Below are 26132 nucleotides of genomic sequence, written 5' to 3'. Positions count from 1 at the left end.
GGAGGAGGTGCGCGCGTCGGCGGCGTTCGCCGCGCGGCACGCGACCGACGCGCGGCTCCGCGGCGCGGTCGGGATCGCCGGGCTCTTCGAAACCACCGAGGAGACGCTCGCGCTCGCCGGCGCGCACGCGGGCGCGGGCGTGCACGCCTGCCTGGGTGAGGACGAGGCCGACCTCGCGCACGCGTTCGCCCGGTTCGGCCGGCGGCCGCTGGAGGTCCTCGCCGCGCACGGGCTGCTCGGGCCGCGCACCCTCGTGGCGCACGGGGGGACCACCGTCCACGCCGAGGCGGTGATGGTCGCCGACGCGCGCGCCGTGCTCGCCGTGACGCCGCGCGCGGCGATGTTCTTCGGCGCCCCCGTGCCGGCGCTCCTCGACTTCGCGGGCCTCGGCGTGAGCATCGCGTTCGGCACCGACGGGCTCTTCCCGGACGTCGCCGGCGAGGCGTTCCACGCCGCGACGCTGCTCAGGCACGCCGGCCGGAGCGCGGGCGCGGCGGGCAGCCTCGTCGGCAAGGTCGCCTGGCCGACCGCGGCACGGCTCGCCTCGGAGGCGTTCGGCGAGACCCTCGGGTGCCTCGAGGCCGGCGCGCTCGCCGACGTGGTCGTGCTCGACTGGCGACCGCCGGTGCCGCTGCCGGAGCTCCCTGGCGGCGATCTCGCCCTCCTGTGGGCGGGAGCGCCCGCGGCATGGGTCGTCGTGGACGGTGAGGTGCGGCTCCGGGAGGGCCGGCTGCTCGGCGCCGACGAGGCGGCCATCGCGGCGGAGGCGCGCGAGGCGGCACGCAGCCTGCTCGACCCCGCCTGAGCGGGCGGCGCCGTGAGGAGGCCGGCCGCCCGGACGCACGCACCCCGAGGGCTACCTCCGAGGAGGATGCGCACGGCGCCGCGCGAAGCGCTAGGCTGCGCCGGTGCGCGTGCGCTTCCCGCCGCCCGAGCTCAGGCGCGCCGTGGCCTTGTCGCTCGGCGTCGCGTTCCCGCTCCTCTCCACGGCGCTCTCGCTGGCGATGCGCCCGCTCGTCTCCAGCGCTCCGCTCGCGCTGTACGTGCCCGCCGTCGTCTTCGCGACCTACCTGGGCGGGCTCGGGCCGGGGCTCCTCTCGCTCGGGCTCTCGGCGGGCCTGTGCGGCTGGTTCTTCATCGCGCCCTACGACGCGTTCGGGCCGTCGCAGGCGGAGGTGGTCGTCGTCTCGCTGTTCCTCGTCATCGGCGGCGTGCTCTGCTGGATCGCGGCGGCGCTGCGGGACGGGTACCTGGAGCGCGACGCGCACGCGCACCGCTTCGAATCGCTCGTGGCGACGAGCTCGGACGTCATCTGGACGACGACTCCCGAGGGGCTCGCGCACGCGGACTCGCCGTCGTGGCGCGCCTTCACCGGCCAGAGCCTGGCCGAGTACCGCGGCTCGGGCTGGCTCGACGCGGTCCACCCCGACGACCGGGACCGAGTGGCGCGGGGCTGGCGCGAGGCGGTCGCGCGGCGCGACCGGTTCGAGCTCGAGTACCGGCTGCGTCGGAGCGGGGGGGGCTTCGCGCCGGTGGTGGCGCGCGCCGCCCCGGTCGCCGACACTCGCGGGCGGGTGATCGAGTGGGTGGGCGCGTGCTCGGACCTCACGGCGCGCGAGACGGCGGAGGCGGCGCAGCGCGAGTCCGAGGAGTGGTTCCGCACGCTCCTCGGCGCCATCCCGCAGATGGTCTGGACCGCGGACGCCACGGGGCGCACCCAGTTCCAGAACCCGCAGATCCGCGAGTACACCGGCAAGACGGACGAGGAGCTCGCGAACGGCCGCTGGCGCACGCTCGTGCACCGCGAGGACCGCGCCCCGGTGGTCGCGTTCTGGAAGCGCATGCGCGACGAGGAGATCGGGGGTGACGGCACGCTCCGGCTCCTCGGCCGCGACGGCGAATACCGCTGGTTCCTCGTGCGCGCCGCCCCCCTGCGCGGCGCGGACGGGCGGCTGCGCCGGTGGGTGGGCACGCTCACCGACATCCACCTCCAGAAGGCCTCCGAGGACGCGAAGAACGAGGCGATCCGCGCCCGGGACGTGTTCCTCTCCGTGGCGAGCCACGAGCTCAAGACGCCCGTGACCGCGGCGCTCCTCCAGATCCAGCAGGCGCACCGGCTCCTCCGCAGGGAGCGAGTGTCGCCCGAGCTCGCGGGCGTCATGCAGCGCGTCGCGGCCAGCGCCGCGAGCGTCGAGCGGCTCGGCTCGCTCGTCGGCACGCTCCTCGACGTCTCGCACATCGCGACCGGGAAGCTCGACCTGGAGCGGAAGCGCTTCGATCTGACGGAGAGCGTCACGCAGGTCGCCGCGCGGCTCGCCGAGGCCGCCGACCGCGCACGCTGCCCGCTCGAGGTGGCCGTCGCGCCCGGGATCGCCGCCCTCGGCGACAGGCTCCGGGTGGAGCAGGTGATCACGAACCTGCTCGCCAACGCGATGAAGTACGGCGCGGGGAGCCCCATCGCGCTCGCGCTCGAGCGCCGCGACGGCGTCGCGGTGCTCACCGTGGCCGATCGCGGCATCGGGATCGCCCCGGAGGACCAGGTTCGCATCTTCGAGCCCTTCGAGCGCGCGGTGAGCGCGCGGCACTACGGAGGGCTCGGGCTCGGCCTGTGGGTCGCCCGGGAGATCATCGAGGCCGGCGGCGGCGCCATCCGCGTGGAGAGCCGGCCGCGGCAGGGGTCCACCTTCCACGTCGAGCTGCCGCTGGCGGATCTGGCGGGGACTGCGCCCTCGAGATCCTGAGAGTCGCCGCGCTCAGCGCCGCCCGAGCGCGTCGCTGATGGCCTTGAGGGGACCCGCGTCGACGCGGGCGCTGTCCACGAGGAGCTTCAGCACGTTCAGCGCCGCGCGGCACAGGTCCGCGAGGTGCTCGAGCCTCCGCACCTTGAAGCGCGCCGCGGCCTTCACGCCGGGGTCCACGTCCGCCATGGCGGCGCGCAGCTCGTGGAGCACCCGCTCGAACGTCGCGAGCGCCTCCTCCACCGCGCGCTTCTCTCTCGCGCGCAGCACGTTCGCGACGAGCCGCCAGACGTTCGTCTCCGCCTCGAAGTGCTCCTTGCGGTCGCCCGGGATCGTCACCGTGCGCACCACGCCCCAGTGGCGCAGCTCGGCGAGGCTCATGGAGAGGAGCCCGGTCGAGATGTGCAGCCGGTCGCACAGCTCCGGCGCCGCCAGCGGGCGCTCGGAGAGGAACAGCACCGCCCACACCCGCCCGAGCTGCCGCCGGAACCCCCACAGCTCCATGAGCGCTCCGACCGCGTCGGCGACGGCGAGGTCGGAGCGCGTGAGGGCGTGGGAGGTGGCGGGCGGGTGGGACGCGGTCGCGGTCATGGGCGGAGGCGTCAGGCGAGGGCGAGATCCACGAGCGCGGCGAGCGCGAAGGCGATCGACGCGAAGGCGTTGTAGTTGAAGAACGCGACGTTGATCCGCTCCGGCCGGAGCTGCCCGCGCGGCGCCACGTGGACGTGCTCGGCCGCGACCACCGCGGCGAGCACCACCGTCCCGGCGAACCAGCCCGCGCCCCGGCCGCCGAGCACGCCCGCGAGGGCGACGCAGGCGATGGCGAGGACGTGGAGCCCGCGGGCCCAGGCGAGCGCGCCGCGCACGCCGAAGCGCGCCGGGATGGAGCGGAGCCCCGCGCCGCGGTCGTAGTCCATGTCCTGCAGCGAGTAGAAGACGTCGAAGCCGGCGATCCAGGCCCCGACCCCGAGGCCGAGCGCGATCGCCGAGGCGGGCGCCGCGCCGGTGAGGGCGATGGCGACGCCGATGGGCGCGAGCGCCTGCGCGACGCCCAGCCAGAGGTGGCAGGCCCAGGTGAAGCGCTTCGCGTACGAGTAGCCGAGCAGGATCGCCAGCACCGGCAGGGCGAGCCAGCCGCAGATGGGCGCGATGAGCGCCGCCGCGGCGACGAAGGTCGCGCCGCTCCCGGCGAGGAGCGCGATGGCCGCCCCCGGAGACACCTCGCCCGTCACGAGCTCGCGCCGCGCGGTGCGCGGGTTCCGCGCGTCGAAGGCGCGGTCGGCGATGCGGTTCATCGCCATCGCGGCGGTGCGCGCCGCGACGACGGCGAGCGCCACGAGCGCGAGCCGCACGGGCTCGAGCCGCGCCTCGCGCGAGACGAGCACCACCGCGGCCGCCACCACGGCCCGCGCGACGCGCGCGGGGCTGCGCACCACCCGCCGCGCGGGGGGGGCGCGGGTCCCGCCGGGCGCCGCTGGGGCGGCGCGGGCCGGGGTGGGAGAGGTCATGCGAGGGCCTCCGCGCGCGGGCGCGCGAGCCAGGTGAACGGGCGCTCCTCCGCGCCGAACGCCGAGACGACGAAGTCGAAGGGGTCCTCCACGCGCGCGCCCTCGAGCGGAGCGGCGAGGACGCCCGGCGCCGCGCCCGGCGCGAGCGCGCCGACGTGGGGGGCGCCGACCGCCGGCCCGTTCCACGCGAGCCGGAGGAGCGTCGCCGCCGGGATCTCCGGGAGCTCGCGGCGGAGCAGGGCGAGGTCCGCGAGCGGGGAGAGCGAGGGGCAGGAGGCGAGCGAGTCGGTGCCCACCGCGAGCGGCACGCCCGCGGCGAGGAGCGCCGCCACGGGCGGGAGCTTCCCGACGATGAAGCGGTTCGAGCGCGGGCAGAGGACCACCGTCGCGCCGGTGCGGGCGAGGAGGGCGACGTCGTCCTCGTCCACGTCCACGCAGTGGACCGCGAGGTGGTGGGGCGCGAGGTGCTCGGCGACGAACGCCACGGCCGAGCGCGCGCGGGGCCGGAGCGAGCGGGCCGCGCCGAGCGAGCTGAACATGCGGGCGAAGTCGCCGGTGCCGGTCGCGCACAGCGCGCGCTCGGCGGGATCCTCGGCGAGGTGGATGGAGGCGGGGCCGGCGGCGAGGAGCTGCCCGAGGGTCGCGCCGTGGGTGGAGTAGACCGCGTGGGGCGAGAGCGCGATGCGCAGGCCGGGCGCGGGCGGGCAGGCCGCGCGCGCGGCGCGGGCGCTCGCGAGCGCCGCCTCGATGCGCGCGGGCGTCACCCCGAACACCTCCTGGTAGACGGTGCCGGAGAACCCGGCCGCGGCGAGCGGCGCGACCGAGCCGAGCGTGTTCGAGACGTCCCCCACCGCCGCGACGCCGGCGCGGACCATGTCCTCGGCGGACATGATCATCGCCTGCGCCGCCTCCTCCTCGGGGCGCGGGAGCGCGCGGGCGGAGATGAAGAGGTGGATCCAGGCGGGGAGCCCCTCGCCGCCGGCGACCCGCCCGGCCATGTGCGAGAGCTCGAGGTGGAGGTGCGCGTTCACGAGCGCGGGGAGGATCACCGCGTCGAGCCGCTCGCCCGCGCCGAAGCGCTCCTCGACCGCGGCGCGCGGTCCGGCGGCGAGGACGCGATCGCCCTCGAGGGCGACGGCGCCGTCGCGGAGGGCGGCGGGGGTAGCGCCCGCGGCCGCCCGCCCGGCGAGCACCCAGGGCGCGCTGTAGACGCGCGGGGTCACGCGATCCGATCCCCCAGCCGCTCGTACTTCATGTTCCGCCGCACGGCGCGGAAGCCCGCGTCGCGGATGTGCCGCTCGACCTCCTCCGAGTCCATGCTGAAGGTCGTGCCCGCCGCCGAGACCACGTTCTCCTCGATCATCACCGAGCCGAAGTCGTTGCAGCCCATGTGCAGGGAGGCCTGGGCCACCCCGCCGCCCATGGTGACCCAGGAGGCCTGCAGGTTCGGCACGTTGTCGAGGACGAGCCGCGAGACCGCGTTCACCCGCAGGTAGGCCTGCGCGCTCGTGTCGGACGCGGTGAGCCGCGTGTTCGCCGACTGGAACGGCCAGCAGATGAAGGCGGTGAAGCCCCCCGTCTCGTCCTGCAGCTCGCGCAGCCGCGCGAGGTGCGCCACCCGGTGGCGCGCCTCCTCGCCGACGCCGAACATCATGGTGGCCGTGCTGCGCAGCCCCTTCACGTGGGCGGCCTTCATGACGGAGAGCCACTCGTCGGTCGAGCACTTGAGCGGCGCGATCCGGCGGCGCACCTCGTCGTCGAGGATCTCGGCGCCTCCGCCGGGGATCGAGTCGAGCCCGGCCGCGATGAGCCGCTGGATCGTCTCGTCGAGGGGCAGGTCGCTCGTGCGGGCGATGTGCCAGATCTCCTCGGGCGAGAGCGCGTGCAGGTTGATCACCGGCCACTTTTCCTTCACCCAGCGGAACAGCTCCTCGTACCACTCCACGCCGAGGTCCGGGTGCAGGCCGCCCTGGAGGAGGATCTCGATGCCGTCGAGCGCCACCGTCTCGTCGATCTTGCGGGTCAGCTCGTCGCGGTCGAGGACGTACGCGTCCTTGTGGCCGCGCGGCCGGTAGAACGCGCAGAAGTGGCACGCCGTCGTGCAGACGTTCGTGTAGTTCACGTTGCGCGAGACGATGTAGGTGACGGCGCCGTCCGGGTGCAGCGCGCGGCGGCGCGCGTCGGCGGCGAGGCCGAGCTCGAGGAGGGGGGCCTTCTCGTCGAGCAGCTCCGCCTCGTCGGCGTCGAGCCGCTCGCCGTCGGCGCCCTTCTGCAGCGCGGTGTCGAGCGAGACCACCCGCCGGGTGCGCGCCGTGCGGACCACGTCGTCGACGAAGCGGAGCTTCATCGGCGGCAGGAAGCCCTTCTCGGCCGCTCGGGCGAGGAACGCCTCCAGGCCGTCGAGCTCGTGCGGCCCGAGCCCGTAGCGGATCCGCTGGGTGAGGTAGCGGCGGTAGCGCTCCGGATCGCCGCCCTTCTGCGCGGCGAAGCGCTGGGCGAGCTCGGTCCGGACGCCGAGGCCGTGCTGCGCGGCGCGCGTCAGCTCCTGCACGTCCTCCGGCGAGACGCGGCCCGGCCGCGCCGCCCAGAGCGCGAAGATCATGGGCAGGCCCGTGAGGTGCGTCCACTCTCGCCCGAGATCGACGATGTGGTTCGCGCGCACCCCGAAGCCGCGGTCGCCGATGACGAGCGCGCCCTTCCGGCCCTTGGCGCGCGCGAGCCCCTCGTCGGCCTGCATCGGCGTGAACGTCGGGTGAACGCCCATCTCGTCGAGGACGATCTTGGCGAGCACGTGCGAGGTGCGCGAGGCGGTGTCGAGGAACACCTCGTCCCAGATCGCGGGCGACTGCTCGCCGGCGAGGACCACCGTCTGCACCGGCCCGTCCGCGCCGATGGCGATGCCGGGCACGATCTCGTACTCGCCCTTGGTGAGCGCGGCGACCGAGACGAGCGCGAGATCCACCTCGCCGGCCTCCAGCATCGCGGCGCAGCGCGACGGCTCGGCGAGGACGAGCTCGATCCGCTCGGAGCCCTCGAGCCCGACGGTGAGCGGGTGGGCGTTCAGGAAGGAGACGGCGGCGGCGCGGAGCTTCGGCATGGCGGGTCCTAGACTCGGCGGGCGGCGGCGGCGAGCGGAGGTCCAGCCGGCTGAGGCTGGACCGGAGCGTGCGAGGGGTCCGGGGGGACCGGCATCTCGGCCCCCCCGGCAGGAAGATGCACCTTCAGCACGCGGTAGAGGCTGTCGCGCTCCGCCGGCACCCGGCCCGCGGCGCGGATGAGGTCGTGCAGCGTCCGCTCCGAGAGCGCCTGCGGCACGGTCGAGCCGGCCATGTGGTAGATGCGCTCCTCGAGCACGGTGCCGTCCACGTCGTCCACGCCGAACGCGAGCGACGTCTGGGCGAGCCGCTCGCCGAGCGACACCCAGTACGCCTTCACGTGGTCGAAGTTGTCGAGGTAGAGACGCGCCACCGCCAGCGTGCGCAGCGCGTCGTAGCCGGTCGGCTTGGGGAACGCCTTGCCGATCATGTTGTGCTCGGGGTGGAACGCGAGCGGGATGAAGACCTGGAACCCGCCCGTCTCGTCCTGTAGCTCGCGCAGGAGCCGCATGTGATCGACGCGCTCGTCGAGCCGCTCGATGTGGCCGTAGAGCATGGTCGCGTTCGTCTTGAGGCCGAGCCGGTGCGCGGTGCGGTGGATCTCGAGCCACTGCTCGGCGGTCGCCTTGTCGTCGCAGATCTTGCGGCGCACGCGCTTCGCGAAGATCTCGGCGCCGCCGCCGGGCATCGTGTCCATGCCCGCCGCGTGCAGCTCGCGGAGCACCTGCTCGTAGCTCTTCCCGAACTTCTCCGCGAAGAAGTGGATCTCGATGGCGGTGAACGCCTTGATGGCGAGCTCGGGCCAGGCGGCGCGGATCCGGCGCAGGAGCTCCGGGTAGTAGTCCCAGGGGAGCTCGGGGTGGAGGCCGGAGACGATGTGGACCTCGGTGATCCCGAGACCGCGGCGCGCGAGCACCTTCGCGACCGCGTCGTCGAGGCTCATCGTGTAGCCCTCGGACGCCACCTGATCGTCCTTGCGCGCGAACGAGCAGAACTTGCAGGTCGCGACGCAGACGTTGGTCGGGTTCAGGTGGACGTTGCGGTTGTAGAAGGTGAGGTCGCCGTGGCGCGCCTCGCGGACGTGGTTCGCGAGCGCGCCCACCGCGGCGAGGTCGGTCGCCTCGAGGAGGCGCAGCGCGTCGGCGTCGGAGAGCCGCTCGCCGGAGAGGACCTTGTCGCGGATGGGGCCGAGGCCGTCGCGCTCGAGGGCGCGGTGCGCGAGGGTCGAGATCATCTAGGGTTCCTCCACCGGCTCGGGGGCGCGGGGCACGAGCCCCTCCCAGCGCTTCATGAGCTCGTTCGGCAGGCCGAGCCGGTCGAGCACGCGCGACACGACCGTGTCGACGAGCGCCTCGATGGTCTTCGGCCCGGAGTAGAACGACGGCGAGGCGGGCAGCACGACGGCGCCCGCCTCGATGACCTGGGTGATGGCCCGGGCGTGGACGAGCGAGAGGGGCGTCTCGCGCAGCACGAGCACGAGCTTCTTCCCCTCCTTCAGCATCACGTCACCGGCGCGGCCGACGAGGTCGACCGAGATGCCGTGCGCGATCCGCGCGAGGGCCCCCGACGAGCACGGGACGACGACCATGCCGTCGTACTGCGCCGAGCCGGAGGCGAACGGCGCGGTGAAGTCCTGGTTCTTCCAGACCCGGAACGGGTAGCGCGGCTCGGAGCCGATCTCCTGCTTCCAGACCTGCTTGCCGGTCTGCGTGAAGACGAGGTCCAGCGAGACGCCGTGCTTCTCGCCGTTCGCGGCGACGAAGTCGAGTAGCCGCTTCGCGTAGGGCGCGCCGGACGCGCCGGAGACGGCGACGACGAGCTTCACGCGCGCACCGCCGTCACGAGGCCGCACACGCCCGGGAAGAGCGTCTCGCCGCGCACCTCCCGGAACCCCGCCCGCCGGGCCGCCTCCTCGAACTCCGGGCGCGAGGCGAAGCGCTCCATGGAGGCGACGAGGTAGCGGTACGCCTCCGGATCGGGCGAGAGGATCCGGCCCAGGATGGGCAGCGCGAGCCGGTTGTACGCGCCGTGCACGAACCGCGAGCCTTTGGACTCCGGCCGGAAGAACTCGAGCACGCCGAGCCGGCCCCCGGGCTTCAGCACGCGCGCGAGCTCGGCGAGCCCCGTCTCGTAGCGCTCCAGGTTCCGCATCCCGAAGGTCACGGTGGCGAGGTCGAAGCGCGCCCCGCGGAACGGCAGCGCCATCGCGTCCGCCTGGGAGGCCGGCAGCCCGGTCTTCTCGACGCCGCGCGCCAGCATCTGGAACGAGAAGTCGGCGCCGACGATGCGCAGCCCCGGCGCGCGCCCGCGGGCGAGCGCGGCGACGTCCATGGTGCCGGCGCACAGGTCGAGCAGCGCCTCGCCGTCCCGCGGCGCGAGGTCCGCGAGGAGCCGCCGCCGCCAGGCCTGATCGACCTTCAGCGTCATGACGCGGTTGAGCAGGTCGTAGCGGGGGGCGATGCGGTCGAACATCGCCCGCACCGCGGAGCCGCGCTGCGCCTCGCCGGGGAGCGGGACGGTCACTGGAGGATCCCTCCGCGCCGGGGAGTCCACGAGGCCGCGGGCGGCGCCGCGATGCGGGGGCGGCGCGGCTTCGGTGCGCCCGGGACGAGGCGCTCGTAGAGCGCGTCCATGCGCGCGACCACCTCGGGCGGGTGGACGCAGACCTCCGGCCACTCGCGCCCGCCCTCCTCGGCCCACTTGCGCGTCGCGTCCACGCCGATCTTGCCGCCGAAGGCGAAGTGCGCGGCGGCGTGGTCGAGCACGTCCACCGGCCCGTCGGCGATGACGAGGTCGCGCTTCACGTCCACGTTCGCGAAGGCGCGCCACGCGGCCTGGGAGACGTCCTGCACGTCCACGTCCTCGTCGAACACCACGAGCGTCTTCGTCTGCGCCATCTGGCCGGAGCCCCACAGGCCGTGGATGACCTTCTTCGCCTGGCCGGGGTGGTCCTTCTTGATGGAGACGAGGCAGAGGTTGTGGAACACGCCCTCCACCGGCATCGCCATGTCGACGATCTCCGGGAAGATCATCTGCAGCATGGGCAGGAACATCCGTTCCGTCGCCTTGCCGAGCCACTGGTCCTCGACCGGCGGCGGGCCCACCACGGTGGCCGGGTAGACGGCGTCGCGCCGGTGCGTCACCGCGACGACGTCGAGCGCGGGGTAGTCGTCGGCGAGCGAGTAGAAGCCGGTGTGATCGCCGAAGGGTCCCTCGCGCACGAGCGGCGCGGCGGTGTCCACGAAGCCCTCGATGACGAGGTCCGCGTCGGCCGGCACGTCGAGGTCCACCGCGACGCCCTTCGCCATGCGCACCGCCTCGCCGCGCAGGAACCCGGCGAACAGGTACTCGTCGACGTTCGGGGGCAGCGGCGCGGACGCGCAGTAGGTGAGGGCGGGATCGCCGCCGAGCGCGATGGCGACGGGCATCCGCTCGCCGCGCTTCTGGTAGGCGCGGTAGTGCGCGGTCGCGGTCTTGTGGAGCTGCCAGTGCATGGCGAGCCGCCTCGGCCCGAGCACCTGCAGCCGGTACATCCCGACGTTGCGGATGCCGGTCTCCGGGTCGCGCGTGATGACCTGCGGGAGCGTGATGAACGGCCCCCCGTCGTGCGGCCAGGTGGTGAGCACCGGCAGGCTCCCGAGATCGGGCTCGCGGACGACGACCTCCTGGCTCGCCGCGGACGAGACGTGCTTCGGCGTCATCGTCGCGAGCTTCCCGAGCTTCGGGAGCATCTTGAGCTTGTCCCAGAGCGACTGCGGCGGGGCGAGGTGCAAGAGCGCGCGCAGCTCCCGGGCGTGCTCCTCGAAGTCCTCGGAGGAGAGCGCCCAGCTCGTGCGGCGGCGCGTCCCGAACAGGTTCATCGCGACCGGGAACCCGCCGGGCGCCCGCCCCTTCAAGTTCTCGAAGAGGAGCGCCGGTCCACCCTGCTTCGCCGCGCGGTCCGCCAGCGCGGCCATCTCGAGCACGGGGTCGACCGGCTCCTTCACGCGGACGAGCTCGCCCGCCGACTCGAGCCGATCGAGGAACTCCCGCAAGGAGCGGTAGGCCATGGCGCGGCGATCTGTACCAGTGGCGCCGCCGGGTTTCAATGTTCGTTGAACGGAAAGGCCCCGCGCGCGGCGGGCCCCGCGGCGCGACGGTTTCCCCCGGCGCGAAGGTCGGATACAACGCGGGCCCGATGGACCGCCGGAACCAGGCCCGCACCCTCGTCGCCAGCGCGCTCGCCGAGATCGAGGCGGAGCTCGCGGCCCCGAAGTACCAGCTCTGCCCGACCCAGCTCGGCGCCTGCCGGGACACGCTCCGGTCCTACCTGACCTCCCTCGAGGCGGGCGCCCTCCCGCCGAAGCGCGATCGCGAGGAGGGCCTCGGCCGGATGATCGCGGACTCCTGGCCGTTCGACGTGCCGCTCGGCGCGCTCGTGCTTCGCGCCGAGCGCGCGTGGCGCAATGCCTGAGTGGGCCGGCGCCCATGCGCGCGGCGCTCCTCGCCCTCATCTTGCTCGGCGTGACCGCCTGTGACGCCGGGCCGGATCTGGAGGAGGAGGCCGCCGCGTGCGAGGAGGGGCCGCCGTCCGCCCTGCCCGGCGTGGACGGCCACCTCGTCGCGCTGAACGCGTACTACCTCCAGGAGGAGGCGACGCGCGCGCTCCGCCGCGGGGAGGTGGAGGCCGCGGCCGTCGAGGAGACGCTCGCGAAGGCGGCCGCGCTCGGGGTGCGCGCGGTGCGCACGAACGCGTTCAACGACGGCGCGGGCGACGCGGCGATGCAGACGGCGCCGCTCGTCTACGACGAGCTCGCCCTGCGCGGCCTCGACCTCGTCCTCGCCCGCGCGCGCGCCCACGGGCTCCGGCTCGTCCTGCCGCTCGCGAACCGCTGGGACGACTACGGCGGCCAGCGCCAGTACGTCGCGTGGGCGGGGCTCCCCGCGCCGCGCGAGGGCGATCCGCGCTTCTTCACGGAGCGCGCGGTGGTCGAGCACTTCCGCGCGCACGTGGCGGCGCTCCTCGACCGGGTGAGCACGGTCGACGGCATCCGCTGGGGCGACCACCCCGCCGTGCTCGCCTGGGAGCTCGTGAACGAGCCCCGCGCGGAGGGCGTCTCGCGGGAGGCCCTCCGCGCCTGGGTGGACGAGGTCGCCGCGCTCGTGAAGGCGCGCGCGCCCGGCCACCTCGTGGGCTCAGGCGAGGAGGGGCTCGACGGCGAGGAGTTCGCGCTCCTCACCGCGTCGCCGTACGTCGACTACGCGAGCGTGCACCTCTACCCGGAGGCGTGGGGCGTCCCGGCGGACTTCGCGGCGTTCTTCGGCGCGGGGTTCCTCTCCGAGCGGATCGCGACCGCGCGCCGGCTCGGGAAGCCGCTCCTGGTCGGCGAGCTGGGGCTCCGCAACGACGGGCTGCCGCTCGAAGATCGCCGCGCGATCTACCGCGGCTGGTTCCGCTGCATCCGCCGGGCGGGCGGCGCGGGCGTCGCGCCCTGGCTGTTCGCCTACGACGCGCGGCCGGACGGGTGGGACCCGTACACGTTCCGCTGGCGGGACGGCACCGACCCCGCCGATCCGGTGAACCGCTACGCGGACCTCGTGCGCGACGCCGCTGCGCTGCCTTGACCGTCGGTTCACGCAGGATCGCACGCACCCTGGGCGCCCGCCTGCCCGCCGGTGCGCCCTCCCGCGATCAGAGCCGCGTGTCGGCGACGAGGTCCTTGCCGTACTCGGGCCGGTAGGGCCCGGCGGGGAAGCCGGGGCCGGGGAAGGACAGCGCCTTCCAGTTCGCCTGGCGCGCGAGCGGCATGTAGTTCGGTGAGGCCTTCGTCACCGCGGCGGCCACCATCGCGCCGATGATCCCGCCGCCGTTCGAGTCCGGCTGATAGGCCATCGCCTCGTGGTCCGTCCAGAGCGTCTCGCCGGTCTTGCCGTCCTTGAGGACGTACTCGAACTCGACGTTCACCTGCGTCGTGACGACGAGGTACTTCGCCTCCCACTTCTCGATGGAGACGTACAGCACCGCGTCGGCGCCGAAGAGCGCGCAGAGCCGTCCGGGATCGGCGCCGTGCACGAGCGCGGCGTCGGCGAGCCCGTCGTCCTCGAGGAGGCGCTTCACGAGGTTCACCGGGAAGACGTAGTAGCCCCGCTCCGCCACCGGGATGGGCAGCGTGGAGAGGAAGTAGTCCGCGGCGTCCACGTTCACGCTCTTGTTGACCACCGGGACGATGAGGATCGCGCGCGGCTGCGCCGCGACGAACTTCGAGTAGTCCTTGCGCGGAGCGGTGGCGCAGGCGGAGAGGAGCGCGAGGATCGCGGCTGCGACGGCGACGCGGGCGTGCCGGGACATGTCAGCTCCTCTTCAGCGCGCCCGCGGGACCCTTCGCCGGCGTGGACGGGTTCGTGGCGCGCTTCTGCTGCGCGTTGCGGATCATCTTGTCCATGAGGACCCGCGACTCGGGCCACTGGTCGCGCTCTCGCTGGAAGTAGGCGATGGCGTCGTCGTGGCGCCCCTCCTCCATGAGCGCCCAGCCGTACTCGGCGAGGCAGCCGGGGGGCACCTTCTCGCCGCGCTGGGTGGCGTCGCGGATCACGGCGTCGAGGCTCGCCACGAAGCGCTCGCGCTCCTGGGGGTTCTTGTAGTGCACGTACAGCGCCTCGTCGTAGTCGCCCCAGGCGTACATCGTCTGGTGCCGGGCGCAGCCCTGGAGGACGGCGAGGAGCGCGACGGAGGAGAGGAGCAGGGTCGTCCGGTTCATCGTCAGTGCACCTGGATGGTCTTGAGCTCGCTCTCCACGAACACCTTCTGGCGGTGCAGCACGTTCCCGGCGCCGTCGCGCACGTCCACCTCGTGCGAGCCCGGCTCGACGAGCAGCACGTTCGGGTGGCCGTCGTACGCGCTCGCCGCGCCCGCCGGCTCGCCGTCGACGAACAGGACGGCGCCCGCGGGCGCGCCTGCCACGGCGAGGCTGGGGCGCGTGTCGGGCGTGCGAACCACCGTCTGCGGCATCGCGCAGGCGAGCGCGAGCATCGCCAGCATGAGGATCTTCCCCGTCATGGCGCACCTCACGACTTCGGCTCCGTCACGAACAGCTTCGCGAGCGCGGCGGGCTCGACCCGGCCGCTGAGCACCTCGCAGGCGGCGCCCTCGTTCGTCTCGCTGTCGCCGAACAGGCTCACCACCCGCAGCGTGGCGACCTGCTTCGGCGGGAGCGTCACCTCGAAGCCGGTCTGCTTGCTCTTCACCGTCGCGCCCGCCTCCATGACCGCGAGGGTGTCGCCCTCGCGGAGGCCCTGGTGCTTGCCGCCGGTGATGAACAGCTGCGCGCCCTGCACCTCGAGGATGTCCGTGCGCCAGGGGCGATCGGCGAGCGTGGCCGCCAGGCGATCGATGACGTCGGAGATGGCCGCGGCGATGGCGCGGTCGTTGAGCGTGGCGTCGTACTCGGAGTGGCTGCCGAACCCGGCGATCTCGCCCGACTCGGTGCTCGCCTCGCCGGCCCCGATCGCGGAGAAGTAGGCGTGGCCGGTCTTCACGTCCACGAGGCGGACGTCGACCTTGGCGTGCGCGAGCTGGACCTTGGTGCTGCTCAAGAACCCGCTCTTCCCGCCGACCGAGCGGCCGAACTCGGTGACCGAGCCGGTGATCACCGTGTCGGCCCCGACGAGCTTTCCGCCGGAGAGCTGCTGCTCGCGCTCGAGCTTCTGGAGATCCGGGCGCTCCAGGACGACGAAGTTCCCGGACATGATGAGCCGGGAGGCGAGCATGTCGGAGGCCTGCTTGCCGATCCGGTCGAGATCGGCGTCGTTCAGCAGCGACCGCCCGTAGTTCGTCTCGTTCGAGAAGCGCGCGATCGCGAGCTTCATCTTGTAGCGCTTGGCAGCGGGCGCCCGGCGCGCCTCCTGCGCGGACAGCTGCGCCGCCTTCGGCACCGGCGACTCGGCCGGCGCGGGCTTCTCCGACACCGTCGCGCAGGCCTGCAACAGCAGGGCGGCGCCGGCGGCGATCCCGATCCTTCTCATCGTTCCCCTCCACCGCGCAGAGGCGCGGGCGAGCACGGACGCGCAGTCTCTCACGGAGGGCCCATCACCGGGCGAGAACTCCACGCCGGGTGGTGTCCCGTGACCGTGGGTGAGGTGGGTGTGCGCGCGCGGCGCACGCGGCCGCTCGCGAGCGGAGCTCGCCCGCGGCCGGAACGACGCGTGGGGGGGTAGCGCCCCGCGCCGCTACTTGTCGCCCTGGAAGATGAGGGGCAGGCCGCTCTTCGGGCTGCCCACGATCACGACCTTGGCGTTCGGGCTCGCCGCGAGCCGCTCGGTGGCCTCGATCCCCTTGAACTGCAGGTACTCCGGCGTGAGGCCCTGGCGCACGATGTTCTGGTACTTGAGGATGCCCTCCGCCTCGATCTGCTTGCGCTGCGCCTCCTGGCGCTCGCGATCGAGCGTGAACTTCATCTTCTGCGCGCGCTGCTCCTCGGCGAGCTTGTCGGAGATGGCGGTCTTGATCGCGTCGGGCAGCTCGACGTCGCGGACGAGCACCGCCTCGACCACGACGTGCTTCCCCTGGAGCGCCTTCGTCACCTCGGCGTAGATCTGCTGCTCGATCTCCTCGCGCTTCGTGGAGTAGATCTCCTCCGGCTGGTAGCGGCCGAAGACCTTGCGCGCCTCGGAGCGGACGATGGGCGCGATGAGCTTCGAGTCGTAGTCCGGGCCGATCTGGGTCTGGAGCTCGTACAGCTCCTGCAGCATCGGGCGGAAGCGGACGCTCGCGTCCACGCGCAGCGGCAGGCCGTTCGAGGAGAGCACCGAGAGCTGCTCCTTCATCTCGTGCACGCGCGTGTCGTAGGGGATGACGCTGTTCCACAGCGGCATCACGTGCATGCCCTCGTCGAGCACCTCCCGGCTCGTGCCGCCCCCGAGCGTCTTGAAGACGATCCCGCGGTGGCCGGAGTCGACCGTCGGGCAGCGGCAGGCCTCGAGGAAGGGCGCGACGGCGAGCGAGACGTAGAGCAGCGTACGGACGACCTGGCGCATGGGATCTCCTGGCTGGCGGGTAGCCTACCGCGCCGGCTGCGGCGCGGGGAGCACCTCTGGTGACAACCCTGCGTCCCTGAGCGCCGGGGCGAGCGTCGCGGCGTCGCCCTGCACGACGATCTGTTCGCGTCCCACGTTCACGGCCTGGGCGGCGGCCTGGATGCGCTCCGGCGTGAGCGAGGCGATCGAGGCCGGGAGGCCCTCCCACGCGTCGAGCGGCAGATCGGAGAAGAAGAGCTCCTCCACGGCGCCGATACGCTGGCTCGTCGTGTCGAACCGGAACGCCTGCCAGCGCGCGACGAGCCAGCGCGCGAGGTTCGCGTCCACCGAGGCGAGCGGACGCGCGGCGAGGTTCCTCACCGCGTCGAGCGCCGCCTGGATCGCGCCGGGGACCTGCCTCGCGTCGAGCGTCGCCCAGGTCGACAGCGTCGGCGCGTGTGGCAGTCCGCCGTGATGGATGAGGATCCGGCCGGCCGGGCCCGCGAGCGCGACGAGGCGCGTCCCGACGTCGTGCTGCACCGCCAAAAGGCCCGCCTCGTCCGAGCCCTTGCGCAGCGGGAGGCGGTAGGCGACCGCGACCGTGGCCAGCTCGGCGCCGGGCACGTCCACGAGGAGCACGTGCCGCCGCGCCGGCAGGGGCGGCGAAGCGTGCTCTCCCGGCGCCGAGGTGCGCCGCTTCCACCCGCCGAAGCGGGCCTCGACGTCCGCGAGCAGCTCCTTCGTGGGCATGATCTTGCCGGCGATGACGAGGAGCGAACGCTCGGGGCGGAGCTGCTCGAGGAGCCAGCGCCGGGCGGGCTCGGCCTTCAGCCCGGCGAGCGGCGCGCTCGCGAGGGGATCGTCCTCCGGCGAGTAGAGGGCGGACGAGATCGCGAGCCCGGCGCGCATCGACGCGCTCGTCGCCTCTCCCCTCGCCAGTGATGACGTCATGCCCTCGCGAACGGCGTCCACGCGGTCTCCGTCGAGGCTTCGCCGCGTCCAGCAGGCGAGCCGCCCGAGCATCTCCGGGAGCGCGTTCGCCGAGCCGCGCTCGCGGAAGGAGATCTTCTCCCGCCTGGGGAGGAACGGGCTCGCACGGCAGGTGTGCCCTCCCGCGAGCGTCCACGCCTTCTCCGAGGCCGCGAGGGCGATCGACGGCACGAGGGACCCTCCCGCACCACCCACGGGATCCGAGTCCACGAGGAGCCGGGCCTCCACGATCGGGCGCTCGCCGTGGGGCAGGACCACCACGCGGAGCCCGTTCGAGAGCCGCGTCTGGAAGGCCTCGCCGAGGCGAGGCGGGTCCAGGAGCTCCCGGACCTCGGTCGCGCCGGGCGCCGCGGCCCCCAGGGTACGGACGATCGGGATCCACGCGCCCGGCTCGTCGAGCGGCGCCTCCGTGGGCGGACCGCCGGCGCCGGGAAGCACCGCCACGGAGACCGCGCGCTCGACCGTGATCCACTTGCGGTAATACTCCTCGAACGATCGACCGAGCTGGGTCCGTGCCTCCCGGGCGAAGGCGGCGAGCGGGTCCGGCTCGCCGGTCGCGCGCAGCCTCCACGCCGCCTCCGGCCCCGGGCCCTCCTCCATGTCCCACAGCCCGACGTCGATCCGCCGCGCGAGCGCGCGGACGGCGACGTGCTGGGCGTAGTCGTCGAGCGCTCGCGCGTCGTACGCGGAGTGCAGGAGCGCGTTTCGCACGGGCGCCGCGTCCTCCGCGCTGCGCAGCTCGATCCGCGCGAGGAGCGCGGAGCCCTGGTGGCCGCGCTCGAGCGTGAGCGTCACCCCGGTGACCCGCGCGGCCAGATCGCCCTCACGGGCGCGCCAGAGGCGCTGCTGGAGGACGACGGTCGCGGCGAAGGCGCTCGCGCTCGTGCCGTCCTTCATCCCCGGGAGCGGCCACGCGAGCCAGAGGTGGGGCTTCGTGCCAGGGATCGAGCGAGTCTGCATGTCGGTCCAGAGGACCGGCTCCCGGCCGGCGACGGACGGTCGCTCGGCAGGGGAGACGCGTGGCTCGTCGGGTGCGCCGGTCGTCGCGAGCGCGCCGAAGGCGGCGAGGACCCGCCGGACGGCCTCGCTGGGTGCCTCGGGGACGCTCACGACGAGGACGAGGCGATCGGGGACGAGATGCTGGCTCGCCCAGGAGCGGACGTCCTCGAGCGTCAGCGCGCGCACGGACTCGGGCGTGGGCGGGGCGCGGTCGTAGCGCGTGCCGCGCCACGCGAGCGCGAAGACCGAGGCGCCCTCGGTCGCGCCTTGGTCCGCCGCGAGCTCGCGCGCGAGCGCCTCGCCCTCGCGCGCGACCTCCTCCTTCGTGATCCCCGCGAGCGGCTCGCGAAGCCGGTCCGCCTCGATCGCGAGCGCCTCGTCGAGCCGGGCGAGCCGCACGATCGACTGGAAGTCCGTCGAGTCGGCGCCGACCTTCGCGGAGTCGATGACGCCCGCCGCGAACAGCCGCTCCCGCAGCCGGAGCCCGCCGCTCGCCGGAGCGGCGACCGCGGTGAGCCGCGCGGCGAGCCGCGCGAGGCCTTCCTTCCCGCGGGGATCGTCCGCGTCTCCGACGTCGTACGACGCGATCACCGTCGCGCGCTTCGCGTGCGAGGTCCTGAACGCAACGAGCCGCAGCCCGGTCGGATAGGTCGCGAAATGACCCTGGTACCGGAACGGCTCGACCGGCGGGCGCTTCACGCTCGTGGCGCAGGAGAGCGCGGCGCAGGCGAGGGCCACGAGGGGGAGGCGCATGCCCCGAAGCCCTAGCACGCTCGGTGACGGTGCGTCGAGGATCGCACTCCGGGCGCGGGGCCCGGAACGCTGCGGCCTAAACGGCCGATCATGATTCGCGAACAGGCGAGCGTAGCGAGCCCGCCGGGGCGACGCCGCGGAAGCGGCGAAGCCGCTCGCGGCGGCGCACGGGACCCGGCGAGCGGGGGTGGGCCCCCGACGAGCTTCGCTCGGCGGGGCGGGGGACGCAGTCCCCCGTTCGAACATGGCTAAACGACAGCGTGATTCGCGTCACCGAAGGTGATCGCGAATCACGAACTGTCGTTTAGAACGCGCGCTCGGTGAGCGATCCCGCCGCCTCGCGCAGCGCCCGGCGGTGCACGCCGTCGGGCACCTCCTCGAGCGCGGCGAGCGCGCTGCGGGTGTGCTCGCGGGCGAGCGCGCGCGCGTCCTCGACGCCGCCGACGCGCTTCACCACCTCGACCACGTCGGCGGCGACGGCGTCGCCGTCGTCCTGGCCGTCCACGAGCGCGGCGAGCCGCTCGCGCAGCCGGGGCTCGGCCTCGCAGGCCCGGATGAGGGGGAGCGTCGCCTTGCCCTCGATGAGGTCCGTTCCGAGGCGCTTGCCGAGGAGCTTCGGGTCGGCGGCGTAGTCGAGCGCATCGTCCACGAGCTGGAAGGCGATGCCGATGCCCTCGCCGAACCGGACGAGCGCCTCCGGCACGTGCCCGACCTCGCCGGCCGCCCACGCGCCCGCCGCGGCGGCCCAGCCGAAGAGCGAGGCGGTCTTGCCGATCACGACGTCGAGGTAGTCCTTCTCGGTCGCGGCGAAGGAGCTGCGGAGCGAGAGCTGGAGCACCTCGCCCTCGACGAGCCTGCGCATCGTGGCGAGCAGCGTCGGGAGCGCCGCCGAGCGGGCGGGCTCCGCCGAGACGATCTCGAGCGCGCGGGTGAGGAGCCAGTCGCCGGAGAGGACCGAGACGGCGTTGCCCCAGATGACGCGCGAGGCGGGCTGGCCGCGCCGCAGCGGGCCGTCGTCGATCACGTCGTCGTGGAGGAGCGTCGCCGAGTGGGTCAGCTCGGCGGCGACCGCGTACGGCACCGCGGCGCGCATCTCGCCGCCGCAGGCGCCGCAGGCGAGGAGCGTCACCATGGGACGGATGCGCTTGCCGCCCGCCGAGACCAGGTGGCGCGCCGCGGCGCGGAGCTTCTCCTCGGCGTCCTCGGTCGCGCGGGTGAGCTGCTCCTCGAGCGCGACGAGGCTCTCCGGCAGCGCGGGGACGTCTGCGAGGGCGGCCTGCGCACGCTCGGGGCGGACGCCGCGCTCTGCGCTCGCGTCGAGCTGGGACAGGATGGCCTGCTCACTCGCTGCCACGGGGAGCCTCCGGGGACCGGCGCTTTCAACGAAAGTTGAACGGCATATAACGCGGGCGGCGCCGCGGGGTCAACGAATGCCCGACCCTCATTCGTAGTGCCGCACCGCCGGCCAGACCTCGGCGAGCGGGCGCGTCGCGCCGCGGCAGATCCAGATCCAGCGCGCGTCCTCGTAGGGCATCGTCCACGGGCTCGAGGGCAGCCTCGCGGCGAGCGTGCGCTCGCGGTACAGACCGGCGCCGCAGTCCTCGTGCGCATCCGAGACGACGATGAGCGGATCGCCACCCGTCGCCGGCGGGCCCCACAGGAAGTACTGGTTGTGACCGGAGACGACCGGCGCCCCGAGCCCCGGCGCGTGCACCTCGAGCGCCGCCGCCTCGCCGTAGTTCTGCGCGAACACGGCGGCGCGGGCGCGCGCCTCGGGCGGGAGGCCGCGCGTCACGTCCGCGACGGCGGCGGCGAGCGCCTCCCATCCGTGCTGGTCCGCGAAGATTTGCGGCAGCGCGCCGTACGCGTGCCGCTCGAGCGGCGCCGGCTTCAGCCCGAGCGCGGCCTGGTAGCGGACGAAGGCCTCGACGGGCAGGAGCGGGATCGCGAGGGGGAGCCCGATCGCGCCCGTGACCGCGATCGCACAGAGCGCCGCGAGGCGCGCCGCTCCGCGCCGGAGCGCCCGCTCGATCCCGACGCCGCCCGCGGCGAGCAGCATCGGCAAGGCGGGCGCGGCGTAGTAGGCCTTCCCGCGCGTGGCGACGAGGGTGGCGAGGTACAGGGCTCCCCCGATGGCGAGGAAGCGGAACGGCCGCGCCCGCTCGGCGAGGAGGAGCCAGGCGAGGCCGCCGAGCCACACGGGCGCGGCGAGCGGGCCGGGCTCGAGGAGGAGCGAGCGCGCGAAGCCGCCGAGCGAGAAGGGCGCGTTCTTCTCGAGCTGTCCGTTCCGGACGAGCTCCAGGAACGGCAGGCCGTGCGCCGCCTGCCACAGGACGTTCGGCAGGACGAGGACCGCGCCGAGCGCTGCGCCGGCGAGCGCCCATCGCGTCGCGAGCGCGCGTCGCGCCGGCGTGGCGAGGAGGCCGGCGAGGAGCCCGAGCGCGAGCAGCGCGGACGTGTACTTGAGGAGCGCGCCCGCGGCGGCGACGGCGCCGGCGAGGAGCCACCACCGAGGGGAGTCGCCCAGCACGAGCCGGACGAGCACGCAGGCGAGCGCGATCATCGCGAGCGGCTCGAACGCGTTCATCGTGAGGTAGTGGCCGAGCCCGGCGAGGAGCGGCGAGGCCGCCAGGGCCACGCCGGCGAGCGCCGCCGCGAACGCGCCGCCGCCGAGGCGTCGCGCGAGCCGCGCGGCGAGGAAGACCGTGGCGGCCGAGGCGAGCCACGCGGGGAGCCGCAGGCCGGGGACCCAGGTGCCGAAGAGCGCGTGCGCGACCCGGGCGACGAGCGCGATCCCGGGCGGCTGATCGACGTACCCCCACCCGAGCCGCTCGCCGCAGACGATGAAGTAGAGCTCGTCGCGGAAGATGCCGTAGCGGCCGCCGGCGGCCACGTGCAGCGCGAAGGTCGCGGCCGCGAGGGCGGCGGGGAGGAGGCGCGCCGCGCGGCCGCCCTCGGGTGCGGGGACGTCGGAGAACTCGGAGGGAGGAACCACCGCGGGCGAGCTCACGCGCGCGAGCCTACGGTGCCGCCCTCACTCCCGCCACTCCTCGAGCACCACGTCGTCATAGAAGACCTGACCCTCGTAGTAGTTCACGTGCGGGTCGCCGAACATGAACCAGTCCGGCCAGGTGCCGCCCGCCGGCCAGCGCGGAAACTCCGGTCCCACGAAGGAGCCCGTGTCCACGCAGCCCGCGGCGCCGGCGGCCTCGGCGGCGTCCACGGGGTAGTGCCAGAGGCACGTCTGTGCGGCGTCCACGCTCGCGCGGTAGGTCTGGTCGCCGCCGTAACGGAAGCGGCCCGAGATCTCGAGCGTGTAGCGCGGGCCGTCGCGCTCGATCGTCACGCGGTACCAGGTGTCCGGCAGGTACGCGTCCACGGCGCGTATCGCGCCGGAGGGCTGCCACGCGCCGTTCGAGAAGGAGAGGAACGCGTTGCCCGTCTTCGCGTCGCCCGGGCGCGAGCCGTCGAGCGCGATCATCATGATCGGGTGCTCGCCCGACGCGACGAAGCCGCTCCCGGTCCACACCTCCATCCACGGTGGGTAATGGTTGTCCGAGTCCACGACCACCTTGCGGTGGTGGTGGATCCAGGTGTTGTCGTGCGGCCGCGGGAGCGCGTCGAGGATGGTGAGCCAGTAGAAGCCGTTCTGGCTCGTCGCGCTCTCCCCCGGCCACCAGGGGCCGGCGGTCTCGTCGCCTCTGTCGTAGCCGTTCAGGCCGGGCTTCCCGTCGCCGAACGCGGCGTAGCCGACGCGCAGCGAGATGCGGTAGCGCGCCGGGAGCGGCTGCGTCGGGCGCACGACCGTCCCGTCCGTGTGCTCGGGCGAGCGGAGGCGCAGGACGTGGTTCGTTCCGCCGGCGGGATCGGCCACCACCGCGGCGCGGTCGGCGAGCGCCGCGTCGGCGCGGCGCGAGTACGACTCGAGCGTGAGCCAGCCGCTCGCGCCGAATGGCTCCGTGGCGCGGAACGCGGCGGGCGGGGTCACGCCGCGCGCCACGAAGAAGGCGCCGCCGTCGGCGAACGGGCCGTCGTCGGGCACCGGGTCGGGAGCGAAGGTGCCCGCGGGCAGGTCGCCGCCCTCGAAGTCCTCTCGCGCGACGACCGCCCAGCCCGGCGTCGTCGGGGTGCCCCCACCTCCGCCGCCTCCGCCGCCTCCACCTCCGCCGGTCCCCCCGCCGCCGTCCGTGCCGCCCCCCGACGGCTCGCCGGTCGAGCCGCCGTTCCGGCAGCCGGCGGCGGAGAGGGCGAGGAGGAGCATCGCGCAGAGCAGGCGGAGGAGCGGCATGGCCGTGATAGGTTGCGCACGTGCCGGTCGTGAAGCTCGTCCTCGAGTACGACGGGACCCGCTACGTCGGCTGGCAGGTCCAGCCCAACGGCCCGTCGATCCAGGCCGAGGTCGAGCGGGCCCTCGCGACGCTCCACAAGGAGCCGCGGCGCGTGACCGCGGCGGGGCGCACCGACGCGGGGGTGCACGCCCGCGGCCAGGTCGTCTCCTTCCCGGAGGCGCGGCCGCTGCCGCTCTCCGCCTACGTGAAGGGGATGAACGCGCTCCTCCCCGACGACGTCGCCGTCCGCACGGCGAGCGTCGAGCCGGACGGCTTCGATGCGCGCCGGAGCGCGCGTGGCAAGCGCTACCGCTACGTCGTCCTGAACCTCGAGACGCGCGCGCCGCTGTCGCGCCTCCAGGCGTGGCAGCTCTTCGGCGCGCTCGACGTCGGCGCGATGCGCGCGGCGTCGCGCCACCTGCTCGGTCGCCAGGACTTCGCTGCCTTCCAGGCGGCCGACTGCGCCTGCGAGCACGCCGTCCGCGACGTGCACCGGCTCGACGTGCTCGGCGAGGCGGGAGGGCGGGTGGAGCTGGTCGTCGAGGCGACGGCCTTCGTGAAGCACATGGTGCGGAACTTCGTCGGCACGCTCGTGGAGGTCGGGAAGGGCAGGCGGAGCGCGGACTCCATGCCCGCGCTCGTCGCGAGCCGCGACCGCACCCGGGCCGGAAGGACCGCACCGCCGCAGGGGCTCTTCCTCGAGGAGGTCTTCTACTGATTGGACCTCGCGCGGCGGCCCGCCGCGCGCGTTGACTCGCGAGTCGGCGCTCGCCGGCCCCGCCGCCTCGACGGGCCCATCCCGTGTGCTACGCTCCACGGTTCCTTTCCAAGCGAGGAGTCATGAGCCAGAAGAAGCTGAAGGTGGGCGTGCTCGGCGCGACCGGCATGGTCGGCCAGCGGTTCGTCGCGCTGCTCGAGAACCACCCCTGGTACGAGGTGACGCTCGTGGCCGCGAGCGCGAACTCCGCGGGCCAGAAATACGCCGACGCGGTGAAGGGGCGCTGGGCGCTCAAGACCGCGATCCCGGCCGCGACCGCCGCCCTCAGCGTGAAGAACGCCTCCGCGGTCGACGAGATCGCCCGCGAGGTGGACTTCGTCTTCTGCGCCGTCGACATGTCCAAGGAGGAGACGGCGAAGCTCGAGGAGGACTACGCGCGCCGCGAGACGCCGGTCGTGTCCAACAACTCCGCGCACCGCGGCACGCCCGACGTGCCGATGATGGTGCCCGAGGTGAACCCCGAGCACGCCGCGGTGATCGAGGCGCAGCGCAAGCGGCTCGGCGCCGCGCGCGGCTTCATCGCCGTGAAGCCGAACTGCTCGATCCAGAGCTACGTGCCGGCGCTCCACCCGCTCATGAAGTTCGGGCCGAAGCGCGTCGCGGTCTGCACCTACCAGGCGATCAGCGGCGCCGGGAAGACCTTCGAGAGCTGGCCGGAGATGGTCGACAACCTCATCCCCTTCATCAAGGGCGAGGAGGAGAAGTCCGAGCAGGAGCCCATGAAGATCTGGGGCCGGCTCGAGGGCGGCCGGATCGAGAAGGCGAAGGACCCGATCATCACCGCGCAGTGCATCCGGGTGCCCGCCTCCGACGGGCACATGGCGGCGGCGTTCGTGACCTTCGAGCGGAAGCCCGACCGCGCCGAGGTCATCGAGCTGTGGCGGAGCTGGGAGCCGAAGCCCCAGAAGATGGGGCTCCCCTCGGCGCCGAAGCCGTTCCTCACCTACTTCGAGGAGGACTCGCGGCCGCAGACGAAGCTCGACCGCGACATCGGCGGCGGCATGGGCGTCGCCATCGGCCGGCTGCGTCCCGACGCGCTCTTCGACTACCGGTTCGTGTCGCTCTCGCACAACACGGTGCGCGGCGCCGCGGGCGGCGCGGTGCTCACGGCGGAGCTCCTCACGGCCGAGGGCTGGATCCAGGCGAAGTAGCGCGCTCCGGTCGCGACCTGCGGCGCCGTGCCGTCCCGCGCCCGCGGGGCGCGCGGCGCCGCGCTGCGTCCGGCGTCGCTCACTGCGGGATCGGCGGCGCTCAGGCGTGGACCTCACGGTGCCTGAGCCACGGCACCTGCAGCCGGCTCTCGCGCTTCATGAGCCGCTCGTCCACCGAGAGCGGCCCGGCCCCGCCGATGAACAGCGCCAGCAGCCCGGCGAGGAAGAGGAGGTTCACCTCGATGCCCGGCATCCCGAACACCGGGCCCTTGTCGGTCATCCCGGTGATCTGGATGTAGCCGAAGCCGTACGGCGCGTGAACCCTGATCATCGCGACGAGCATCTCGAGCGAGAGCAGGAGGGCGACGAGCCAGGTGGCGGCGCCGACGATGAGCGCGATCCCGCCGAAGAACTCGACGATGCCTCCCACCCAGGCCATGAGCGCGGGCAGCGGGATCCCGAGCTGGGCGAGCATGCCCTGGAACTCGGCGTGCCCCGCGGCGGTGAGCTTCGGGGCGCCGTGGTACATGAACGAGATCCCGAGCAGGATGCGGAGCGGAAGCGGCCAGTAGTGTTCGAGGTGGCGATCCATCGCAGCGACCTCCTGGCGGCGAGGGAGCTGCCGCCTCTGGATCCATAGCTGCGCCGGCCTCCGCAGCAACCCGGAGTCACGCCGCTCCTCGCGCGCCGCTCGCCCTGCGCCGGTGCGCGGCGCCGCGTGATGGGCGCACGACCGGCCGCTCCGCGGCCTCCCGGGCGCCACGCCGCGCGGCCGCAGCCTCATGCCGAGTTGCCGTGCGG

Annotated in this window: 24 protein-coding genes; 6 read left to right on the top strand and 18 right to left on the bottom strand. The window is 74.0% G+C overall.

All coding sequences use genetic code 11. The features are described from left to right. Together MNY60_RS06755 and MNY60_RS06750 are read left to right on the top strand one after the other, a co-directional pair. Window positions 1–805: amidohydrolase family protein (locus tag MNY60_RS06755; RefSeq protein WP_242360239.1), on the top strand; the 805-nt coding region annotated here is incomplete at its 5' end. 103 nt (window positions 806–908) lie between these two features. After that, window positions 909–2741, top strand: coding sequence for a PAS domain-containing sensor histidine kinase (locus MNY60_RS06750; RefSeq protein ID WP_242339196.1), 1833 nt, complete (start codon window positions 909–911; stop codon window positions 2739–2741). 12 nt (window positions 2742–2753) lie between these two features. Here the strand turns inward: MNY60_RS06750 and MNY60_RS06745 are convergent, their stop codons facing one another. The 8 genes from MNY60_RS06745 to MNY60_RS06710 are packed head-to-tail and all read right to left on the bottom strand — an operon-like array spanning window position 2754 to window position 11390. Then, window positions 2754–3329 carry a GbsR/MarR family transcriptional regulator gene (locus MNY60_RS06745; RefSeq protein WP_242353247.1) on the bottom strand — a complete coding sequence of 192 codons (576 nt, stop codon included), beginning with the start codon at window positions 3327–3329 and terminating at the stop codon, window positions 2754–2756. Between the two features lie 11 nt (window positions 3330–3340). Continuing rightward, a complete protein-coding gene (locus MNY60_RS06740) occupies window positions 3341–4246 on the bottom strand; it encodes a 4-hydroxybenzoate octaprenyltransferase (protein WP_242360238.1) in 906 nt (301 codons plus the stop codon). After that, window positions 4243–5469: an amidohydrolase family protein gene (locus tag MNY60_RS06735; protein WP_242353252.1), complete on the bottom strand. Its 1227-nt coding sequence runs from the start codon at window positions 5467–5469 to the stop codon at window positions 4243–4245. Before MNY60_RS06735 ends, MNY60_RS06740 begins: the two co-directional genes overlap by 4 nt. Next, window positions 5466–7343: a cyclic dehypoxanthinyl futalosine synthase gene (gene mqnC / locus MNY60_RS06730; RefSeq protein WP_242353263.1), complete on the bottom strand. Its 1878-nt coding sequence runs from the start codon at window positions 7341–7343 to the stop codon at window positions 5466–5468. Before mqnC ends, MNY60_RS06735 begins: the two co-directional genes overlap by 4 nt. 8 nt (window positions 7344–7351) lie before the next feature. After that, window positions 7352–8575: an aminofutalosine synthase MqnE gene (gene mqnE / locus MNY60_RS06725; protein ID WP_242353265.1), complete on the bottom strand. Its 1224-nt coding sequence runs from the start codon at window positions 8573–8575 to the stop codon at window positions 7352–7354. Next, window positions 8576–9166, bottom strand: coding sequence for a UbiX family flavin prenyltransferase (locus tag MNY60_RS06720; RefSeq protein ID WP_242339209.1), 591 nt, complete (start codon window positions 9164–9166; stop codon window positions 8576–8578). Next, a complete protein-coding gene (locus tag MNY60_RS06715; RefSeq protein WP_242339212.1) occupies window positions 9163–9864 on the bottom strand; it encodes a ubiquinone/menaquinone biosynthesis methyltransferase in 702 nt (233 codons plus the stop codon). The genes MNY60_RS06720 and MNY60_RS06715 overlap by 4 nt, the downstream gene beginning before the upstream one ends. Next, the gene (locus MNY60_RS06710) at window positions 9861–11390 is read right to left on the bottom strand and encodes a menaquinone biosynthesis decarboxylase (RefSeq protein ID WP_242339214.1); all 1530 of its coding nucleotides are present in this window, start codon (window positions 11388–11390) and stop codon (window positions 9861–9863) included. The genes MNY60_RS06715 and MNY60_RS06710 overlap by 4 nt, the downstream gene beginning before the upstream one ends. A 128-nt stretch (window positions 11391–11518) precedes the next feature. On the opposite strand from MNY60_RS06710, the gene MNY60_RS06705 reads away from it, so the two are divergent. Next, window positions 11519–11794: a hypothetical protein gene (locus tag MNY60_RS06705; protein WP_242339216.1), complete on the top strand. Its 276-nt coding sequence runs from the start codon at window positions 11519–11521 to the stop codon at window positions 11792–11794. A gap of 14 nt (window positions 11795–11808) precedes the next feature. Beyond that, window positions 11809–12945: a cellulase family glycosylhydrolase gene (locus MNY60_RS06700; RefSeq protein ID WP_242339218.1), complete on the top strand. Its 1137-nt coding sequence runs from the start codon at window positions 11809–11811 to the stop codon at window positions 12943–12945. Between the two features lie 67 nt (window positions 12946–13012). Here MNY60_RS06700 and MNY60_RS06695 read toward each other — a convergent pair whose 3' ends face one another. From MNY60_RS06695 to MNY60_RS06655, 9 genes are all read right to left on the bottom strand, one after another. Then, window positions 13013–13669, bottom strand: coding sequence for a GNA1162 family protein (locus tag MNY60_RS06695; RefSeq protein WP_242339220.1), 657 nt, complete (start codon window positions 13667–13669; stop codon window positions 13013–13015). Between the two features lies 1 nt (window position 13670). Further along, on the bottom strand, window positions 13671–14078 hold the full coding sequence (locus MNY60_RS06690) for a DUF4810 domain-containing protein (protein ID WP_242339222.1): 408 nt from the start codon (window positions 14076–14078) through the stop codon (window positions 13671–13673). A gap of 2 nt (window positions 14079–14080) precedes the next feature. After that, window positions 14081–14377 carry a hypothetical protein gene (locus tag MNY60_RS06685; RefSeq protein WP_242339224.1) on the bottom strand — a complete coding sequence of 99 codons (297 nt, stop codon included), beginning with the start codon at window positions 14375–14377 and terminating at the stop codon, window positions 14081–14083. An 8-nt stretch (window positions 14378–14385) separates the two neighbouring features. Further along, window positions 14386–15342 (bottom strand): CsgG/HfaB family protein, encoded by a 957-nt coding sequence (locus MNY60_RS06680; protein WP_242339226.1) that lies wholly within the window; start codon window positions 15340–15342, stop codon window positions 14386–14388. A 204-nt stretch (window positions 15343–15546) separates the two neighbouring features. Beyond that, entirely contained in the window at window positions 15547–16353 is an 807-nt protein-coding gene (locus MNY60_RS06675) for a prohibitin family protein (RefSeq protein ID WP_242339228.1), read from the bottom strand. A 24-nt stretch (window positions 16354–16377) separates the two neighbouring features. After that, window positions 16378–19074, bottom strand: coding sequence for a pitrilysin family protein (locus tag MNY60_RS06670; RefSeq protein ID WP_242353389.1), 2697 nt, complete (start codon window positions 19072–19074; stop codon window positions 16378–16380). 304 nt (window positions 19075–19378) lie between these two features. Beyond that, window positions 19379–20428, bottom strand: coding sequence for a polyprenyl synthetase family protein (locus tag MNY60_RS06665; protein ID WP_242339232.1), 1050 nt, complete (start codon window positions 20426–20428; stop codon window positions 19379–19381). Between the two features lie 87 nt (window positions 20429–20515). Next, a complete protein-coding gene (locus MNY60_RS06660; RefSeq protein WP_242339234.1) occupies window positions 20516–22084 on the bottom strand; it encodes a glycosyltransferase family 39 protein in 1569 nt (522 codons plus the stop codon). A gap of 24 nt (window positions 22085–22108) precedes the next feature. Next, complete coding sequence (locus MNY60_RS06655) at window positions 22109–23362, bottom strand: hypothetical protein (RefSeq protein WP_242339236.1); 1254 nt, start codon at window positions 23360–23362, stop codon at window positions 22109–22111. Between the two features lie 20 nt (window positions 23363–23382). Between MNY60_RS06655 and truA the strand changes: the two genes are divergently transcribed. Then, window positions 23383–24120 carry a tRNA pseudouridine(38-40) synthase TruA gene (truA, locus tag MNY60_RS06650; RefSeq protein WP_242339238.1) on the top strand — a complete coding sequence of 246 codons (738 nt, stop codon included), beginning with the start codon at window positions 23383–23385 and terminating at the stop codon, window positions 24118–24120. 122 nt (window positions 24121–24242) lie between these two features. Then, window positions 24243–25331, top strand: coding sequence for an aspartate-semialdehyde dehydrogenase (gene asd, locus MNY60_RS06645; protein WP_242339240.1), 1089 nt, complete (start codon window positions 24243–24245; stop codon window positions 25329–25331). 100 nt (window positions 25332–25431) lie between these two features. Here asd and MNY60_RS06640 read toward each other — a convergent pair whose 3' ends face one another. Then, window positions 25432–25923: a DoxX family protein gene (locus MNY60_RS06640; protein ID WP_242339242.1), complete on the bottom strand. Its 492-nt coding sequence runs from the start codon at window positions 25921–25923 to the stop codon at window positions 25432–25434. Between the last annotated feature and the right edge of the window lie 209 nt (window positions 25924–26132).

The sequence above is a fragment of the Anaeromyxobacter sp. SG17 genome, from assembly GCF_022690695.1.
GTDB lineage: Bacteria > Myxococcota > Myxococcia > Myxococcales > Anaeromyxobacteraceae > Anaeromyxobacter > Anaeromyxobacter soli.
Note: the sequence above shows the minus strand (reverse complement) of the source record. Positions and strands in the feature narration are given on the sequence as shown.